General features: G+C 44.7%; 20 protein-coding genes. 8 read left to right on the top strand and 12 right to left on the bottom strand.

What is annotated here, in order from left to right; all coding sequences use genetic code 11:
• Positions 1-53 precede the first annotated feature (53 nt).
• From KIT90_RS03305 to KIT90_RS03290, 4 genes are all read right to left on the bottom strand, one after another.
• Positions 54-1,427 (bottom strand): HAMP domain-containing sensor histidine kinase, encoded by a 1,374-nt coding sequence (locus KIT90_RS03305; protein ID WP_285375238.1) that lies wholly within the window; start codon positions 1,425-1,427, stop codon positions 54-56.
• A gap of 116 nt (positions 1,428-1,543) precedes the next feature.
• On the bottom strand, positions 1,544-2,275 hold the full coding sequence (locus KIT90_RS03300; protein ID WP_238855267.1) for a response regulator transcription factor: 732 nt from the start codon (positions 2,273-2,275) through the stop codon (positions 1,544-1,546).
• Between the two features lie 146 nt (positions 2,276-2,421).
• Positions 2,422-3,117 (bottom strand): spondin domain-containing protein, encoded by a 696-nt coding sequence (locus KIT90_RS03295; protein ID WP_262689169.1) that lies wholly within the window; start codon positions 3,115-3,117, stop codon positions 2,422-2,424.
• A gap of 10 nt (positions 3,118-3,127) precedes the next feature.
• Entirely contained in the window at positions 3,128-3,811 is a 684-nt protein-coding gene (locus KIT90_RS03290; RefSeq protein ID WP_005384002.1) for a spondin domain-containing protein, read from the bottom strand.
• Positions 3,812-4,099: 288 nt separating this feature from the next.
• Here KIT90_RS03290 and KIT90_RS03285 point away from each other — a divergent pair, with 288 nt between their 5' ends.
• The 3 genes from KIT90_RS03285 (at position 4,100) to KIT90_RS03275 (ending at position 5,975) form a co-directional block, all read left to right on the top strand.
• Entirely contained in the window at positions 4,100-4,573 is a 474-nt protein-coding gene (locus KIT90_RS03285; protein WP_285375230.1) for a hypothetical protein, read from the top strand.
• 77 nt (positions 4,574-4,650) lie between these two features.
• Positions 4,651-5,580 carry a LysR family transcriptional regulator gene (locus KIT90_RS03280; protein WP_042601221.1) on the top strand — a complete coding sequence of 310 codons (930 nt, stop codon included), beginning with the start codon at positions 4,651-4,653 and terminating at the stop codon, positions 5,578-5,580.
• A gap of 11 nt (positions 5,581-5,591) precedes the next feature.
• Positions 5,592-5,975 carry a VOC family protein gene (locus KIT90_RS03275; RefSeq protein WP_270051206.1) on the top strand — a complete coding sequence of 128 codons (384 nt, stop codon included), beginning with the start codon at positions 5,592-5,594 and terminating at the stop codon, positions 5,973-5,975.
• A gap of 50 nt (positions 5,976-6,025) precedes the next feature.
• Here KIT90_RS03275 and KIT90_RS03270 read toward each other — a convergent pair whose 3' ends face one another.
• From KIT90_RS03270 to KIT90_RS03250, 5 genes are all read right to left on the bottom strand, one after another.
• Positions 6,026-7,465: a PepSY domain-containing protein gene (locus KIT90_RS03270; protein WP_285375226.1), complete on the bottom strand. Its 1,440-nt coding sequence runs from the start codon at positions 7,463-7,465 to the stop codon at positions 6,026-6,028.
• Between the two features lie 150 nt (positions 7,466-7,615).
• The gene (locus KIT90_RS03265) at positions 7,616-7,975 is read right to left on the bottom strand and encodes a hypothetical protein (protein ID WP_063344780.1); all 360 of its coding nucleotides are present in this window, start codon (positions 7,973-7,975) and stop codon (positions 7,616-7,618) included.
• Positions 7,976-8,148: 173 nt separating this feature from the next.
• Positions 8,149-8,538 (bottom strand): cytochrome b562, encoded by a 390-nt coding sequence (locus KIT90_RS03260; RefSeq protein ID WP_285375222.1) that lies wholly within the window; start codon positions 8,536-8,538, stop codon positions 8,149-8,151.
• 100 nt (positions 8,539-8,638) lie between these two features.
• The gene (locus KIT90_RS03255; RefSeq protein ID WP_039987536.1) at positions 8,639-9,391 is read right to left on the bottom strand and encodes a phosphatase; all 753 of its coding nucleotides are present in this window, start codon (positions 9,389-9,391) and stop codon (positions 8,639-8,641) included.
• 86 nt (positions 9,392-9,477) lie between these two features.
• Complete coding sequence (locus KIT90_RS03250; protein WP_005436019.1) at positions 9,478-9,918, bottom strand: SRPBCC domain-containing protein; 441 nt, start codon at positions 9,916-9,918, stop codon at positions 9,478-9,480.
• A gap of 252 nt (positions 9,919-10,170) precedes the next feature.
• On the opposite strand from KIT90_RS03250, the gene KIT90_RS03245 reads away from it, so the two are divergent.
• Both KIT90_RS03245 and KIT90_RS03240 read left to right on the top strand, forming a co-directional pair.
• On the top strand, positions 10,171-10,359 hold the full coding sequence (locus KIT90_RS03245; protein WP_009704986.1) for a hypothetical protein: 189 nt from the start codon (positions 10,171-10,173) through the stop codon (positions 10,357-10,359).
• A 3-nt stretch (positions 10,360-10,362) separates the two neighbouring features.
• Positions 10,363-11,070, top strand: coding sequence for an EAL domain-containing protein (locus KIT90_RS03240; protein ID WP_285375219.1), 708 nt, complete (start codon positions 10,363-10,365; stop codon positions 11,068-11,070).
• A gap of 8 nt (positions 11,071-11,078) precedes the next feature.
• Here KIT90_RS03240 and KIT90_RS03235 read toward each other — a convergent pair whose 3' ends face one another.
• Positions 11,079-12,026, bottom strand: a complete 948-nt coding sequence (locus KIT90_RS03235) for a hypothetical protein (protein WP_054824247.1) — start codon at positions 12,024-12,026, stop codon at positions 11,079-11,081.
• A gap of 249 nt (positions 12,027-12,275) precedes the next feature.
• Positions 12,276-13,229: a DMT family transporter gene (locus KIT90_RS03230; RefSeq protein WP_285375214.1), complete on the bottom strand. Its 954-nt coding sequence runs from the start codon at positions 13,227-13,229 to the stop codon at positions 12,276-12,278.
• Between the two features lie 143 nt (positions 13,230-13,372).
• Between KIT90_RS03230 and KIT90_RS03225 the strand changes: the two genes are divergently transcribed.
• From KIT90_RS03225 to KIT90_RS03215, 3 genes are all read left to right on the top strand, one after another.
• Positions 13,373-14,287, top strand: coding sequence for a LysR substrate-binding domain-containing protein (locus tag KIT90_RS03225; RefSeq protein WP_285375211.1), 915 nt, complete (start codon positions 13,373-13,375; stop codon positions 14,285-14,287).
• 101 nt (positions 14,288-14,388) lie between these two features.
• Positions 14,389-15,429 (top strand): trypsin-like serine protease, encoded by a 1,041-nt coding sequence (locus KIT90_RS03220; RefSeq protein WP_171370751.1) that lies wholly within the window; start codon positions 14,389-14,391, stop codon positions 15,427-15,429.
• Positions 15,430-15,552: 123 nt separating this feature from the next.
• Positions 15,553-17,769, top strand: coding sequence for an EAL domain-containing protein (locus tag KIT90_RS03215; RefSeq protein WP_285375205.1), 2,217 nt, complete (start codon positions 15,553-15,555; stop codon positions 17,767-17,769).
• Here KIT90_RS03215 and fliJ read toward each other — a convergent pair.
• Positions 17,764-18,204, bottom strand: a complete 441-nt coding sequence (fliJ, locus tag KIT90_RS03210; RefSeq protein WP_039987486.1) for a flagellar export protein FliJ — start codon at positions 18,202-18,204, stop codon at positions 17,764-17,766. The genes KIT90_RS03215 and fliJ overlap by 6 nt on opposite strands.
• Positions 18,205-18,224 lie beyond the last annotated feature (20 nt).

The following is an 18,224-nucleotide window of genomic DNA, read 5'->3' as shown; positions in this document are numbered from 1 at the left end:
AAGAGTTGGAACTAGGAGATCAGAGTAAAAACCTAAGAGCGGTGAGAAAGCGCTCATACCGCTCTTAGAGTGAACTTCTGTTGATACTGAGAGGATGTTGCATTGGTCTCAAGGTAGCTGTGGTGAAGCATTAAGATCGATTGGACAATCTTCGTCCCGATCCCCAAAGAACCGCCCTCTGCTTCTTCCTCGATGTGATTGACGAAGGCAAAGTGGATACGCGACTTATCCTCACTCAAATGCGCTTGGCAATGCACTTCCGAACCAATTGGGCTGTGGCGTAAAGCATTTTCAAGTAAGTTAAGCACCAACCGCTCCAATAGCCCCTTATCACCCACGGTTTGGATTTCGTTATCGATATCCACTTTCAACACCACTTCTTTACGAGAAAACTGGCTCTGCATCGTTTCAGCGCATTCTGCCATCAACGCGCCAAGATCTACGGGGCGGTACTCGTAGTTTGGCATTGGAGCTTCTTTGCGCGCGGCGTCTAACAAAGAATGCAATTGAGTTGAGAGCTTCTCACAATTTCGGAAAGCAACGTCAATCAAAGGATCGGATTCCGGATGTTGCAAACGCCACGTTTCCAAATAGCCCAGCACGCTCGATAACGGCGTTTTTAAATCGTGACTGAGCTGCAACAGACTTTGACGACGATGAGACGATTGATACTCCAACTGTAAAAACTGCTGCTGAATATGCTTCGCCATCATCTGATAAGAGTTCGCAATCGGCACGAGCTCCGGCACTTGGTGAGTGAAATCAGGTTGCAGGCGGAAATCATGTTCAGCTTGCTGTTGTAGTTGTTTGGTCACACGCTCAATCGGGCTCAACAGACTACGTTTGACCAGCACATAAGCTCCAAGAGCAAAGCCTAAAATGGACACTAAGACCAATCCTGCCAGCGCGATGTAAGGGGTGTCGACTTGAGCATTGGCAATGGCGTCATGTCGGGTACTGCCAATCACCACGTAGAGATAACCGACCGTTGAGCCTAATTCCTCTATCGCCGCGACAGAAAAGACTTTGTGCTCACCACGATTACGTGGGTCTTCACCCAAAATAGGAAAAGGTTGGTCATTTAAGAATTGCTTAATGGGATTGAGATCCACCTTCCCCATGATCTCCGCCCCTTCCGGTGCTGCATGGGTGGTGATATTGCCTTGGCTATCGAGGAAGTAGATTTCAAAATCAGGGCCGATCAGCATGAGCGTGTGAAAGATCGACTTGAGTGCTTTAGGGTTGTAATCCGTGCCGATCATTAGCGGATTATCGTCACGCATATGGCTAGCTAGCTCTTTATGCAGGCTTTGCTTAGTGCGTAACTCAATGGTTTCTTTTTGCCAATTGTAAGTCAGTGCAATCACCACCGCCGCGAGGCAGAACCACAAGCTAGTAAATACTACCAAGCGAGATTTGAAGCTCATCCTATCGCCTCCTTAAACAGCGGTGTTTTTGCAACACCCGTGATGATTGAAAAATGACGGTGAAAACAACTGCCGACTTACTGTCTTGGCTTGATGTTTTGACTTACTTTCTTGCATTAGAGTCTTGGCTGAAACTTATATCCAACACCCCACACGGTTTGAATGAAGTGATGATCAGAATCAGACAACGACAACTTGCTGCGTAAACGGTTTATGGTGCTACACACCGTATGGTGATAACCAGAATGACTGGTGTTCCAAACGTGATCGAGCAGTTCATCTTTACTGTAGACTCTGCCCGGACGAGTCGCGAGAAACTGCAGCAAAGTAAACTCTGTCGCGGTGAGCGTGACATCCTTGTCGTTTAGGGATACTTGGTGCAACTCCGGAATGATTCTCAGCGGACCAAAATCCATCGCATCATCGAGGACTTCATTTGCTACTTTGACTTCTGCGGTTTGGCTGACTCTACGTAGCACGTTTCGCACTCGTGCTTGGAATTCTAATACGCTAAATGGCTTGGTGATATAGTCATCAACGCCCGCTTCTAAGCCGTCTACCTTGTCCATTTCACCGTCTCTGGCTGTCAGCATGAGCACTGGGCTCCAATCTTGTTGCTGACGCAAATAATGGCAGATGTCTAGGCCATCACCATCTGGTAAACCTCGGTCAAGGATCAATAAATCAAAGGGTTGTTGCTGATATTGCGCTTTAGCATCGGCGACATTTGTGGCTCGCGACACTTGGTGTCCTTGAAACTTGAGATGCATCTGAACCAGTTCTGCCAAATCATCGTCATCTTCCACCAACAAGATGTTCGCGACTAAATTGATTGCCTGTTGTTCCATGGTCCTTTCCTTGCCTTCGAGTATCCTCACTTTGCACATGACCGGAACAAATTAGAAATTCTTTCAAAAAAGGTTCCGATGACGCCATGAGGGATAAAGCGCTCGGCTACAAGCGCTTTGGAAAGGAGACGTCATCGGAGCCTGTGTTACTCGACTCGAGTGATGGTGACTTTCGCACCTGGGTTCAAGAAACGATGGTTCGCAGAGAGTGCTGAGTTTGCTAATCCGTCATCTTGGCTAACAACGCCCGAATGGAAAGCAACAACGTCATTGCTGTCATTACGAGCGGCATTGAAGCCCTCACCGCCCCCCGCAGGGCCCGGAATAGTTGCAGCAAGTTCATCATTCAGTTCCGTGCCAGAATCCCAAACGTTCATGCTCATTTCGTAGCTTTCACCCACAGCGAGCGATTTGAGCGATAACCCCGTTTCGCCAACAAAGGCATCATTGGTATTCACAAACATAGACGCCACAGACAAGTAACCGTAACGACTAGGGTCAACCGTGATGGTGACTTCGTCCGATGCACCCGGCAACACCAATCCATTACCCGAAATACCTTGGTAAACACTGTCATTGCTGTTCATCAACTCAATCAGCTCAGCATTACTCCCGCCTTCGGCAAGGTGCTCAAGTTCAACGGATGCCGCTTGTCCAATTTCAAACAGTTGGTAGTCACCATTGTGAGTGAGTACCGCAAGCGGAGACATAGGTTGATTCGCAGTCAAGTTCGAAACGTTGACGGTGTAGCGGTACGATTTCACTACATCATTATCATCATCGCTTGGACAACCGGCGAGCAAGCCGACTGAAGCTGCTACTAGTAAGATTCTGTATTTCATACATCCCCCCTTACTTCACAACGATTGTGATGGTTGCGACTGGGTTTAACCAACGATGGCTGCTGCTGTCTAGGTCACTGATGCCGCCAGTTGGGTCGCTATCACCAAGGTTACCCGGATGCACGTGAACTTTGTCGTTAGTTACCGTTGCTTCAACGCCTGTGCCGCCAGTACCAAAGGTAATGAAAGGTGGGTTTGGCATGCTAGACGCAAGTTCATCGTTCGCTTCTGTACCTGCATCGTAACTTCTTAGCGTTGCTCGGTACGTACCCGCTTCAGTTGGAATCTTCCAGCTATCCAGACCGACAAAACCGTCATTGGTTGGCAGCAACATCGCGCTCAGAGAAAGATATCCGTGGTCGCCACTGTCTAAGGTGAAGGTGGTTGCAACACCCGGATTCAAAATGCCACCAGCAGGATTCTCAACCACCGCACCACCAGCGTTACCAATCACACTAGCAAGCCCAGAGATATCACCGCCTTCTGCCATTGCTTCTAGTTCTGGCGTTGCTGCTTGACCCGTTCTGAACATTTGAAGATCAGAGCCATGTGCGGCAACAATAAGAGGCGTAAAGTAGATGCCTTTGGTTGCGTTTGTCACGGTGATTTCCAATTCCGCCGCATTCACTGATGCAGAGCCTAGTGCCATAGCGACTGAAGTCATGACGAGTCCGAGTTGGGTACGTTTTTTCATTGTGATTCCATCCTTTAATGAGGGTTGAACTACCCAAGCCCATGTGTACGGCTTTACTTCTTTGTTCGTGACTTGAGTAGGTTAAGCATTACGTTTCGAACGTTTTGCGTTCTTGCCTCTAAGAATGACGAGCAAATCTATCAGCAACTTCATCGAATTCTCATAAAATTCTCACAAGTTCTGTTCGAATTCTGTCAGCAGCACTTTTTTACTCTTAATCAGGTATTTACACTTCGCGCTTTCCCCTCCTACAATGCGGTATTCCCTGTTTAAATCACGATTCTCACCATGATTCATAACGTTCTGTCTGCCTACTATGGCGAAATCTACGGCATCGCTTTTTTCAACCACTACTTGAGCCATTACACCCAAAGTGAACAACAAACGCTGTGGAAAACCTTGATTGAAGTGGAAGAGCTCACCGCAGAAAAGCTCAAACCTGTACTGCTGACAAATGGTATGGATATCGAAAGTCGACACCAAGAGATGTTGGATAAAGGCTTGGAAGATGCAACCAAATGGATTGGTTTACCATGGCAAGAGTTGGTGGCGACTCTTCTGAAATGGGTAGAACCTTATGAGGTCAAGTATCGAGAGTGGCATAAAGAAGTGAAAGCTTCACAGCAGTATTCAATCGCTGAACGAGAAGCTATCGAGTTGATTGCAGACCACGAAACGGCCATTTATCACTGTTGGCAACAATACCATACTGGTGAATCTGGCTTGCCTGCACTCAATGCATTTTTGGCAAAATATCGTTAAAGCGAGACGGTGACACTTGAACCTCGTGAAACCGTACCAGACAATATCGTTATTCCGCTGCGCAGAACTGAACAATTATGGTTAATCCAAAACTCATTGCCCTACTTCCTGATCTTGCTTCGTTTATCCTAGTGGTAAACGAAGGCAGTTTTACCGCTGCAGCCAAACAACTCGGCGTGACGCCATCGGCTTTAAGTAAGTTGATCACACGGTTGGAACAAGCCCTCTCGGTCAAACTGTTTGAGCGCACAACTCGTAAGTTGATCATCACTCAAGCAGGGCAAAAGGTTTACGACCAAAGCATCGCAATGGTGAATGCCGCGCAGCAAGCCGTTGAGTTATCTGCAGAAGATCATGCCGAGCCAACAGGCGCACTCACAGTAGCAGCCCCTGAAGCATTTCTTAATTCGGTGCTTCAACCGTTTGTGTTGCCATTCCTAGAACGTTATCCAAATATTCAGCTTAAGCTGCGTGCAGCAGATGGTGAGATTGATCTGTTCCGCCAAGGAATTGATGTCGCATTCAAGCTCACCGACAAACCCGATGAGAACCTGGTACTCAAGGAGATCAGCAAGACCAATCTTGTTTTATGTGCCTCTCCAGATTACCTCACCAAACACGGTATGCCTGAGCATCCCACTGAGCTTGAGCAGCACGACTGCATTTACCTTGCCGAGAACGACAAAGACAACATCTGGTCATTCTTTAAAGAGGAAGCTTTCCACTCCATTGCCGTAAGTGGACGCTACGCTGTCAACCATTCTCAAATGCGCTTGAATGGGGTTAAGTCTGGCTTGGGAATTGGGATCTTCCATGACTTCGTGATCAAAGACGCATTAGAGCAAGGGGAAGTGGTGGAAGTATTGCCGGATTGGATGATCAAGAGTAACTACCACGGCGCTATCGCGATGCAGTATGCGCAAACCAAATACATGCCTGCTCGTCTGCGCGTGTTTATCGACTTCGTTAAGGAGCATTTAGTCTCCGAGGACACTAACCATGCTTGAACAGGCTAACCATGTTTAATGCTATTCATCACGTCGCGATCATTTGCAGCGATTACCCAAGGTCAAGACACTTTTACACTGAAGTGTTGGGATTGAAAGTCATTGCTGAAAACTATCGTGAAGCCAGAGACTCATACAAGCTTGACCTCGCTTTACCTGACGGCGGCCAAGTGGAACTGTTTAGCTTTCCGGGCGCACCAGAGAGACCGAGCTTTCCTGAAGCACAAGGGTTAAGGCATCTCGCATTTTTGGTTGATGATGTTGAACAAGTGAAAGCCTACCTAGAATCGAATGACGTTGAAGTTGAGCCAATTCGTATTGACGAATTCACAGGTAAAGCCTTTACCTTCTTCCAAGATCCAGATGGCTTGCCACTGGAGATTTACCAGAAATAAAAAGAGCCAGCACTTCGCTGGCTCTTTTACTATTCCATTCTTTGTCTTTACTAATTCAACGCCGTTTTCAGTTTCTCGACGCGGTTGAACAACAGCCAATCCAGAGTGAGAACCGTAACAATCGCCAAACCGCCCATCGGGAACGCCAGACACAATACTACCAACGTTACTAAGCCAAGCTTCCAAATACCGTCTTGCTGAAACTTAGGTGGCGCACCCAATGCAGCACTGCGACTTGGTCTACGAATCCACCACATCACCACACCTGTGATTGAGATTAAGATGAACGCCAAACAGAACACCACGTTGAGCACTTTGTTAAACACACTGACATCGCCTTGATGCAATGACACACCTGCCGCCATGAACTTGGCAAACAAACTGTAATCTTGCCACGTGACGTCCACCAACAAGCGACCGGAATATTGGTCAAAGTGGCTGGTGCGATCTTGTCTTGGGTCGGAGATATCGCCACCCATGGAGTTAGCTGCAACGGTGTAAACGCCCGTCTCAGAGCGTGGCAAAAACAGCTTATAGCCAGTGAAGCCCATCATTTCAGCCTTGAGGATGATATCATCAATAGAGAGCGCATCATGGTTGCCTGCGTATGCCATATCTTCCTTCATATTGGCATGATCATGAGCGGGTTTGTCTTTCGATTCAGGCACAGCAGCAAGCTCTAAGTTCCATGGCATCTCTTCTGATGCACCATGATTCAGGTCTTTGTGTGTCAGTGTCGACTCTGGTTTCTCACCCCATGTGTAATAGGTTGGGAAGGTATTCCAAGCTTGTACCATTTTCGCTCCCCAGATCCCTGCCCACGACAAACCTGAAATCAAAAAGAACAACAGTACAATCGACAGCACGCCACCTAAATTCGCATGCAGGTCACGCATCAAAATTCGAGGGCCATTGTTAAGGCGAATTTTCAAAAAGCCGGCGCGGCTGGCGTTGTCTCTAGGTAACCAAAGGTACAAACCAGACACCAACAGCAAAATCCCCAAACTTGCGGCGATTTCAATCAAACGGTCGCCTAAGTCTCCGATGAGCAACGTACCGTGGATGCTGTTCATCAGTTCATAGATGCTATCACCACGATTAATGGTGCCCTGTATGTCTCCTGTATAAGGATTTACTGCAACAATCAGCGAGCTGCCTTCTTGGTTTTGAATCGAGAATCGGTTGGCCATATCGGCCGTTTTAGCAGGTACAAATTGAGTGACATTAAAATCGGGATACGCCTGCTTTACGGTTTCCAATTGTGCAGAGACGGGAACCATTTGCTCTTGTGGTGAAACTTGTAATGTCGCTTCATATCGAGCCAGTTCGATCTCGTCATCAAACAACATTACCAACCCTGTGAGGGAAAGCATGAGCATAAATGGAATGACGAACAAACCTGCGTAGAAGTGCCATCGCCACGTCATAAAGTAGATGGATTTTGCGCGTGAGGCTTCCTTGAGTTGAGGCTTTGCCGAGTTTCTCAACATGTGTATTTTCCTTTTTCATTGTTGAACACCCAAATTCAGCCAAACGCATCCTGCACATACGCATTCGTATGCGGCGCTATTTGACTTAGATTTGGGAGTACCACTGCTCGAAGTGGCAGTGCTATGTGACTTTACTTGTTATGGTTTTTGTTATGAGAAAAGGGAAACTGGCGGCGCTCGAGGAACTGGTGTTTCAAATCGCACACTTAGAGCCAAATAAGCGTAGCTGTCAGAAATCACCAAGCTCAGTCTTGAGAGTATTGGTGTCGTTGGAAGTGTATCGTGATGAAAAGTCGAGAAGTGGCTAAAAGGACAAGGCTTACCTTTGTGGCTGACAGAATTGTCGCCCTCTTCTATTTGAACCAACTCAAAACCGTTAAGCGTACATAACGTCGCCCACACGCCCATGCTGTTACCATGAGCATTGATAACAGGCATCAGCGTCACTAGCACCCAACTGAGAGCACTAGCAAATAACATCGAGCGGTAAAAAGGAATTAATCTACGCATAACGGTGACTTAACAAATTTCACACAGCGTAACCAATTCTGAGTGGTAGCTCAAAAACAGGATCAATAAGTGGCTGCTACCTCACAGGTTTTCTTGAATACCTCGATTGACAGGCACAAAAAAGCCCGCCGAAGTGGCAGGCTGATGGTCATTTCTTCAAGTTGGATAAACGGTTAGCTAAACAGTTTGCTCCAGATACTTGGGTTGCGTTTGTCGTGGTACTCTTCACGAAGGCTATCGATTTCACGCAGTTGGTCTTTCGCTTCTTCTAGCTTGCCTGCATCAAGATCCGCTTCAATCTTATTTAGCGTTACCGTCAGCTTGTTAAAGCCTTCTAGGTAGATATCGAACTTCTCTGGTGGGTAATTACCACGCTTAGATTGTTCAACGATCGCTTGCAAGCTATCAATCGCAGATTTCATAGTTTCAACATCAGACGCTTCTGCCGCCTGTTTGAATTCCATCTTCATCTGCTTCATGTTTTGTTTTAAGTCGACGGCTTCTGCCATTGCGTACGTTGAGCCTAACGCAATTACACACCACAACACTAAAGGACGTAACATCTTCACTTCTCCATTGAATGCCGAATTCTGAGTCGGCTTTTTAATGCGAGCAGTGTAAAGCAATCCATTAACACTTGCATAACCAAAAATGTAATCAAGTTTATGCGTTGCGAATCTCGTCATACTCTGCAATTGGCATACGACCACGCAGCTCTAAGAAGGCCAAGAATTGTTGTGCTGAGTGAGTAATAACCTTGCTGCTATCAATGCCAACTCTATCCATTAACTCACCCACCAAGCTCAGGTTACCCACATCGTGGCAGAAGTGCGCATCACTGCCTGTGGTGAAGAAGACACCGAGCTCTTTACCGATTTGGGCAATCTCATGGCAACGGTCTACGCTACCGACACGGCTGTTGCCTTTCAATGTGGTGTTATTGATTTCAATCGCGACATTGTGCTCTTTAGCGCACTTCAGTACAGCTTCAAAATCGAAGTCAAAGTTGGGGTTACCCAAATGGCCTAGCGCGTCAACACGACCGTTTTTGATGATGTTCAACAGCGCTTCAGTGTGCGTAGCACTATCTGCTGGGCGGAACACTGGCTCATGAAAGCTAGCAATCACCCAATCCAAATTACGGTCAACGCTATCTGGAATATCGATCTCACCCTTGGTGTTCATGATGTTAGATTCAACGCCGCGAATAATGGCAACGCCTTCAAGAAAGCGCGGCAGAATTTTCTGGTTAGAAAAGAACCAGTAATGAGGCGCACCCGGCATTGATTCAGCGTGGTCGGTCGTACAGAACATATCCAGCCCGTTCTCTTTTGCCGATTTCGCGTTTTCAATCAACGTACTGTATGCGTGACCGCTGGCGTACGTATGCGTGTGGGTATCAACCTTAAATTCCATCATCAACTCTCTTGGTGCGCAAATTGGCGGCTATTGTATACCCACAAGCAACCTGTCGTCAGCCCAAATTGACCCGCAATCTAACCTTACTCTTCGCTGATGAGCTTGATCAACGGCAGTGCCTTTTCCCAACCATGATTGAACATCGACACAAAATCACTGTGAGTATGAATGGTGATACTCAGCAACAAGCGATCTTCTATCGTCTCGATCTGATAGATCTCCCGCGATCCGATCCACTTAGATGCCAAATCCCCATCCAACTGCTGCCGATTATCCGGGTTAAAAATGGCAACATGATGAAACTCAAGTTTTTGCAGCGGCAGCACCGTATCGATGATCGCCCTTGTCCCGCCCATATCTGGATCAAAGAAAGTAATGTCACTTCCCTCTTCCCATGCACCATCAAATTGAGACTGAGGTGAAAAGGCTTGCGCCCATCGCTTGTATAGTTCGACATCAGTCAACACGCTCCATACGCGTTGAGGCGTCGCGGCAATCTCGACGTGATAGTTTAAAGTCAGCATATTTTCTCTCCCTGCTCCTTTCTTGACGCTAGTTCATTCTGATTAAAAATCAAACAATTCAATGGCAACCAAAGGAGAATTGCGAAGCCCGACATCAATGGTGCAAATAAAAGAAGCAGGTAAGTCAACGAGACTTAGCAGTCTGTTTGATTTTAAAACATCACTGCCAACTCAATAATTAGGCCTTTTAATTAAACTGTTTCCAAAGTGATTGGAATATAAATGTAGAGAAACACTAACAACAGGCAGCACATGAATGGCTTAGAAAACGGCGAATTTCAATACATAAAACAACGTATAACTGAAATGAAACCGGAGCAGTTGCGGGAAATTAAAGGCTTTATCGAGTTTAGAAGGAAAGAACTGGTTGATGAGGAGCCTCTTATCTCTGATGAAGAGATGGAGTTCCTCACTATCATGTTCAAGAAAATGGAAAAATAAAACATGTGTTTTCTAATTGAAGATTACTTAAACAAAAGCAACGGTATAAGTCTTATCGATATCAATTATAAATTACAAGAAATCGTTGATATTAAAGGTAATAACTTGGGTTTCGAAGTGCTAATTGATCCCAGAACTCTATCTAAGCAAGCAGCGGAAGAGGTATACTCTACGGAGATCAAATATCCTCATATGAGTCGTGCGTTAGTTGCAAGGCTAGATCGCTACATCAATCGCTATTCTGATGATTTTAAAGGAAAACATCTGTTCATTAACCTAGAGCGCAGTAATCTTTGTGACAAATATCTGCTGTGCGATATCGTCATTCTCAAGAAAAGCTTAGAGGAGCTAAAAGCTAACTTAGTTGTAGAAATTACAGAAAGAGATTCATGTAAAAGTTGTTCTGAGATAAGAAAAGGATTTGAGTTTCTACAAAAACAGAAGGTTATGTTAGCAGCTGACGACTACGACTTAGATTCTGATTTTCGGGAAAAAGAACTTTTATCTGGCTTTTATCAGTTTCTCAAAGTAGAGCACTCAACTGAAGCAGACCATTACAGTAAGGTGATTGAGCTAAGTAAAAAAACGCGCACAAAATTAATAATTGAGCGCGTCGAAACTAAAGCAGCACGTAAGCAAATAATGAAAAATGACGTTACTTTCTGGGGACTACAAGGTTTTTTATATTCCACTGTTTTTGTAAATTTGTAAGAGAAATACTACTGTCGGAAATCCCTAAGATTGCACAAGTTACAATCAACAAAATCACAAGATTGTAGACATTTGAGCTTTTTCTTTATTTTTGGAATTAATATAGGGTTTGAAATTGCTTTTATAATATTTATTTTTACAAGATAAAGCCCCATTTTTTGAGATCCATTTACAGGAGGGTAATATTTTACTTCTTTTGCATTAAAAACTTTTCTTGCAAATTCAAGCACTGGATATCCTGCAATAAAAATATAAACATAATCTTTACTTTTGAAATGGTTAAGCAAGTAATAGCAAATAGCCTGAACAACGAGTTCAAAAAAATGATTAGAATTCATTGCATGCCCTAACTTAACTAGGCAACTACGCTTAACTTCATCTTCAGGGATAGGAATAAAGGAAGGCAAGTTATCTATTTTTTCAAGATTCAAAATACCAGCCCAATGCCCAATAACTTCGCCCTCTCCATTTTTAAGTAAAATACACTTATATTTAACCTCTGATTTAAGGGAATAAAGTTCTGATAAAAAACCACTTATAGCAGATAGGTTTCCATAGAATTCATCAAATAATTCAATATGGTCATAGTAAGTATGAGATCTTATCTCACTAGTTACTTTTTCAGGTACGCTTTTGTACGATAGTGCCGTTAAAGAAAAATCAAAAGCCTTAACCAAGTTAGTTAATATGGTGGTATATCTCGAAGGACTCTTCAATTCGTCGACATTAATATTTAAGATGATCTCTCTCAAATCATAGTCAAGACATTTAGCAATAAGAAATTGTTTGTATAACGGGGGTACCACCTTACCGGTTAACCAGCGACTCAGCGTTATCGAATCTAATCCCCCAAACTCCTCATAATATGCTTGTTGTAAAATAGCGATGAGTTCCTTCCTTGAGATTTCCTTTGCTTCTAACCAATGTGCCAAGTCTCGCTCAAAGTTATATTCCATACATTCTACCACTCTATCTTTATAATTATTTAGTCAAGAAACCAGTAGATATTAATAAAAATAATACTAGTGACTATACTGAAACCATCCGTTCAAACAGATCAATTTCATACATAGATCTTACACTAATTTATAAAGTCAATTAGTTAGCAACTGCATCAATAGTCATACGCTCGTGCTAATAATTAAACATATCAATTGATATACAATCTTTATAAGATGAGGGGAATTTAACCTGAGCATTAAACTCTATTGATTTTTTCCTATTGTTTTAAAATCATATCGTTCATTACGATGCTTTCTATTATCTAAAAATACAGAGAACCGAACCCAACATGTGTTTAATATCGTAGCTAGCACAATAAGGCTTATTCCGAATATTTGTCTGTGGCTCATTTGGTCATCGAAAAACATCCATTGCCATACTGCGGTAAACAGTAGATTGGTGAAAATCAGCGGTGCAAGTTGAGAGCCACTGCTGGCCAATTGATACGCTTTCGAACGAAATACCTGTGTATTGATGATCAAAAGAGACATCAAAAAGACAAGCAATGTATTCGGTGTTTCAAACCCGTGGAGTGAAAGCGAGTGCAATAACACACTTGTATCGTTGAAAAGCATCAGTGGCAATATCAGTAAAGCAGCACAACCGAATGTCCAGAAGTTGATTTCTAATGGCGACAGGTCACTTTTACTGGCTTTATAGAGTGTCAGCTGCGAGCCTGAGTTAAACAAGCCACCAGCCAAGCCCAATAACAGGTCGACTCGCCATGTAAATTCACCATCTGCGCCAGCCAACAGAATCACACCAGTGAATGCCATAACCAATGCCACTATGGTCGACATTCTAATTTGTCCACGCATAAAGAGTTTTTCTACGATAGGCATAAACAAAGGCCCTGTCGCAAACAACACCACACCTTCGACTAGGGTGAGCGTTTGCAAAGAAGCGATAAAGCACAACTGACACATACCAATACAAAAGGCACGAAGTAAAATGGGTTTAAAAGTCTTGCCAGTAGGGAGAGTCAGGTTTTTGAAGCGCAGCATGACCAATAAAATCAAAGCCGGAGTGAAAAAGCGCAAGAAACTGAATAGGGTCACCGAAAGATCATCACTAAGCTGCTTCGCTAGCAGTCCAGTAACAGATAAGCTTAATGTAGACATCAGCATAAAGATGACGGGTTTATTTTCGACTTTCATTGGATACTCCTTAATTCATGGAGTATTTTAAGCAAAGGCGTTCATCAGAAATAGCGAGTTATTTTAAACGCTAATGTAAGAAAAACTTACAGATTAAGAATCAGCTTACCGCTAACTACAAAGGTAATTGGAGTGAAGACACTATGCGCAAATTAGTCCCACTGAAGTCGATCTATGCCTTTGTTGCGGTAGCAGAGACTGGCAGCATGACAGAAGCGGCTCAACTGCTCTCTGTAAGCCACTCTGCGGTTAGCCAAGCCATCAAATCCCTAGAAAGCCAAGTGAACAAGCCTCTGTTTGATCGGGTTGGTCGCCAAGTTCGTCTCAATAACGAAGGGAAAAAATACTATCGTAAAGTCGCACCGGCACTTGAGCAGATTGTCGATGCCACAGAAGCGCTGATTCATGACCAAAATTCCAAGCGCATTACCTTTAATATGGTCAACTCGCTGGCCCTGCATTGGTGGATACCTCGAATGTCGAGTCTGCAAGAGTTCGCCCCGCAACTAGATATCCGCTTATCTAATCTCATTGGTCAATTCAGTTTGGAACAAGAAGGCATTGATGCAGCCTTAGTGCACGGTAGCCCTCTTGAATGGCAAGACTACTATTGTGAGAAGTTGAGTGAAGATGAGTTGGTCTTGGTGTGCAGCCCTGAACTACTCGAACACTCTGCCCTATATGACATTCCAGAACTTCTGAACACCTACCCCATTATCGAAGTTACCAATGATCGCCGAAAACACGACTGGCAAGTTTGGCAAGAAGAAACCGGCATAGAACGTCCAAAAGGGAAAAAGCCGGTGACCTTTGATATGTCGATTCAGGCCGTGCAAGCAACAACCCGACGACTAGGCTTGTTGGTAACGCACCGTCTATTTGTAAAAGATGACATCAAATACGGCCAACTCGTAGAATTAGGCCAGCCAATCATCAATCCTTATCAGCAGTTTTACTTTGTCTGTCCGCCGCACAAACTCAAACATGAGGCGTTTCACTTGTTACGCTCTTGGCTGCGACAAGAGTTTGGTCAGAGCAATATACAACCCTTTGAGTAACCTATAGGCTTTATTAAAATTATTCGTTTCTTAAGTGAATAGATTAATGCCGGAATTGGTATAAAGTAAGAAGAGTACTTTGAAAACCCAAGGATGGCTTTATGAGGTTGTATCATGTCTTAATGAGTGGCGTTTTACTCATGGTGCCACTGTCTGGAACTGCAGAAACCGCCAGTAGCGGCAACGACCCTGATTTAAAAACGTTTATTATTGGCGGGCAACAAGCGTCTGCGAATCAACTCCCCTTCTTTGCACGCCTGATACTGCACCGCACTGGCTCAAGTCAATTTGCCAACATCTGTGGCGGTACGATCGTCAATGACAGGTACATCATGACGGCTGCACACTGTGTAGAATCGGACGTATTCACCGACGGGTGGACAATCAATGATCTTCGCGTGTTAGTCAAAAACCCAACCATGGATGATGTGTTTGTCGAAGAGTTCAAAGACGTACGCTCTATCACGATTCATCCCGATTACAACGCAAGTGACTTGTGGATCAATGACATCGCGATATTGGAACTAACCCGACCTATCACAGACAACGTCCAATCCATCACTTTGCCACAGGACTTTGGCGACTACAGTAATCGGTCAGTGTTCCAAATCTTTGGGCTTGGTCAAACCTCGACCAACGATGCGACAGGGCCGAATTACCTGCGCTGGGCAGAAATCCAACCTCTCACAGATTCACAATGCTCTTCACTGGTTTCAGGCTTTAACTCTCAAGAAAGTTTGTGTGCCAACGGCTTCCCAAACCGAGCTTACACGGGAATATGTAGTGGTGATTCCGGCGGCCCGTTAACGTATCAAGATGGTAGCGGTAATTATCAACAAATCGGCATCGTTAGTTACGGCTCATCAGTTTGCGAATCTCCTGCCATTCCTAGCGTATTTACTGAAGTATTGAATTACACCCCTTGGATTGAGGCACAAACCAGCGCTGGCACAAAGACTACTTACGATGCCGCATTAGCCACGACCGAAGATTATCACAGTGAAGGAGATTCAGGTTTTGACCCAGAAGACACCACAAGTAATGACTTCGGTGATAACGGCAGTGATGGGGGTTCTATCGGATTTGGTTGGGTCGCTTTAGGAGGCCTACTGGCTTGGACAAGACGACGTAAGTCTTTGTAGCACGTAACTTTATCCTTAGTTACAATTTTTAGAATAAAAACTCTAAGCCACGTAATTTTCCAGTTCATCTCAAGCCGATAATACTGTTATTATCGGCTATCCAACCATTTTCAGATCAAACTCATGAATAAAGCTGCATCGGCTCGCCGAATCAAAGCGATGCTGTTTCTGACTCTTGGCGTCACCCTGTCCGTATTTGCCGGATTTGCACTGTCGCAAATGTTCGTCATTGAAAAAGATGCATTCCAGCTTATATCGGTAGTCAGCTCAGTAATGGTGGTGAGTTTTTTACGTTACCAATGGCGAGCTTTACCTGCGATTGTATTGAGCTTGATGGCCTATTACTTCTTTACGGGTCGAAGCGTTGAGCACGCCTTGCTCTATTCCCTCACGGTTCCCATACTGCCTTTTGCGTTTTCAAGCTTATTTCACTACCTCAACAGTCGCTCACTTCATCAACCTGCTGCACGACGGATAAGCCTGTTTTTCATCATTATTGGTTGTTTGTTTCCGTTCGTTAATACCATCAAGATGATGTTGGTTAACACCTTCGTTGATGGCCAGTTCTTGAGTGCCGATTTTCTGTTTTATGCCACGTTAGGTAACTACTTAACTCAATTGCTGGTCACGCCAATCTTGTACGTGGTGGTCAGCTTGTTGACCGACACCGATACCCAGTCCTATCTCGCACTGGATAAACGTTTAAGGGTCTCTAACAACCGTTGTCAAAGCTACATAACTTGGTTGGTAAGTTGCATTGCGATTTTCTTTGCTGCTGCACTCTCTTCTTCTTCATTTATGCTCAATTCACTGAGCTTCTTCGCCGTCTTGCTTGTCGTGGTTGGTTTAGCAAAACACGGCTTGATTCGCCCGCTCTTTGTCGGCTCGCCGTTTATTTTGTTGATCCTTAATGACGGTATTCGTCACTTCAATGAAGGACTGATTGGAGACAAACAGTTCTACGGCTTACTGATCATCATTACCGTGCTCACTACGTTAGCTTACCTACTTGGCGGCTACTCAGTGAAACTGTTTGAGATGACACAAAGACAAATCCGCTCAGAACGTATCGACCCATATTCAGGGCTTTCAAACATCGCTCAGTTGAAAGAGGACATCAGTCATCAATCTCGTTCCTTGTTGATCTACCTTGACTTAACGCCAACGCTATCGATGTTGACCGATTTAGGGCATGAAGGAAAATCTCAGCTCATCATGCAACTCAGTGAGTTTTTGTACTCACGAAACAACAGCATCAATCGCTGCTATCGCCCGCCTTTCTCTACAGGGCTGTTGAGCTTTACCCATTACTCAGATACTGCAGAGGATGACCTTAACGAAGTCGCCGAGTACTTAGAGAGCTTCCAATTCTACTGGCGAGGCACATCCGTCGCATTGGTGTCGCCGACCATCTTCTGCACGCTCGTTAGCCAAGACCAAGACATTGAGAAAGTGGTGTCGATTCTGTGCGATCAGCCACCACAGAATGACAGCAGCATCCATTGGGTCAACATTCAATCTTTTGAAATGGACCGCGTGGACAAACTCAATCACATTCAACAGGTATTTAAGAGCGAGCAGTTTGAGTTGTTCTGCCAACCATACATGAAGCTTTCTGAATCTGAGCCATCTAAACACAGCTTTGAAGTACTTCTTCGCCTAAAAGAGCGTGATGGTCAAGTTCTACCACCTTCGGCATTTTTCCCATTGATTAATCAGTTTGGATTGGAGCTCAAACTCGACCATTGGGTTATTCTCAATACCTTCCGAATGCTGAGTGATAAGGTTAAGAATTGGGATGAGATTGGCCACTGTGCGATCAACTTAACCGCCAAAACACTCAGTGCCGAAAACCTTGCAGCGCGCATTATTGAAAGCGCCCAAAGCTTCTCTATCCCCTTAAATAAGATTTGCTTTGAGATAACTGAATCGTCCGCCCTGATCAATGAACAGCAAGCCATTGCAACCTTGAATTACTTGCGAAATCAGGGCTGCAAAATCGCGATAGATGACTTTGGAACAGGCTACGCTAGCTTCGCGTACTTGCGCAGATTGCCACTGGATATTCTTAAAATTGAAGGAGCGTTTGTTCGTGAGATTACGCAGAATGAGACCGACCGTTTGATCGTCAGCTCTATCGCAACGGTCGCAAAAGAAATGCATTTAGAAACAGTGGCAGAGTTTGTCGAGAGCACCGCACACATTGCGATATTAAGAGGTTTAGGCATCGACTTTGCGCAAGGTTATGGGGTCGCGAAACCGATGCCTTTGAGCGAGTATTTAGACGAGCTATTTAAGGCTTCACACAAAGCTCAACAGCCAGAGTTGGAGATGCTATAAGGCTTTGCGCTTTAAGCGAGAGTTGATGATATCTTCAATCAGCTTTTGTTCTTTCTTGGCTTTTTCGTAGTTTTGCTTAGTGCGCCAACGTTCCAACACCTTCTCCAAGCCTTGAACTCGGGCATGTTTGTATTCGAGATGTTTTTGCACCGACGCACATTCTGCCTGCATCACCGCTTGTTCGTGTTCGTGGTGGCGCAACATCTTTTGTAGCATTTGGTCAACTCGATTAAGATTCATCAGCGCAGCACTATTCAGCACAGGCGTGGTTAAAGCGGATTGTCCGGCGTGGTTCTTCAAGGCAGAAAGTTGCGCTAGCTGCATTGAAAGGTGGGAGTGACGCTGGCGCATGACATCAAGTTGCTGCCCAACTTTGTCTCGCTGCTTCTCTTCCATCAATTGCAGCTTGCCCACCGCCTTAAGTTTCGATTCCATCTAATTCCTTAATCCGCTTA

Origin of the sequence: Vibrio sp. B172a, from assembly GCF_030248355.1 — a bacterium.
Classification (GTDB): Bacteria; Pseudomonadota; Gammaproteobacteria; order Enterobacterales; family Vibrionaceae; genus Vibrio; species Vibrio owensii.
Note: the sequence above shows the minus strand (reverse complement) of the source record. Positions and strands in the feature narration are given on the sequence as shown.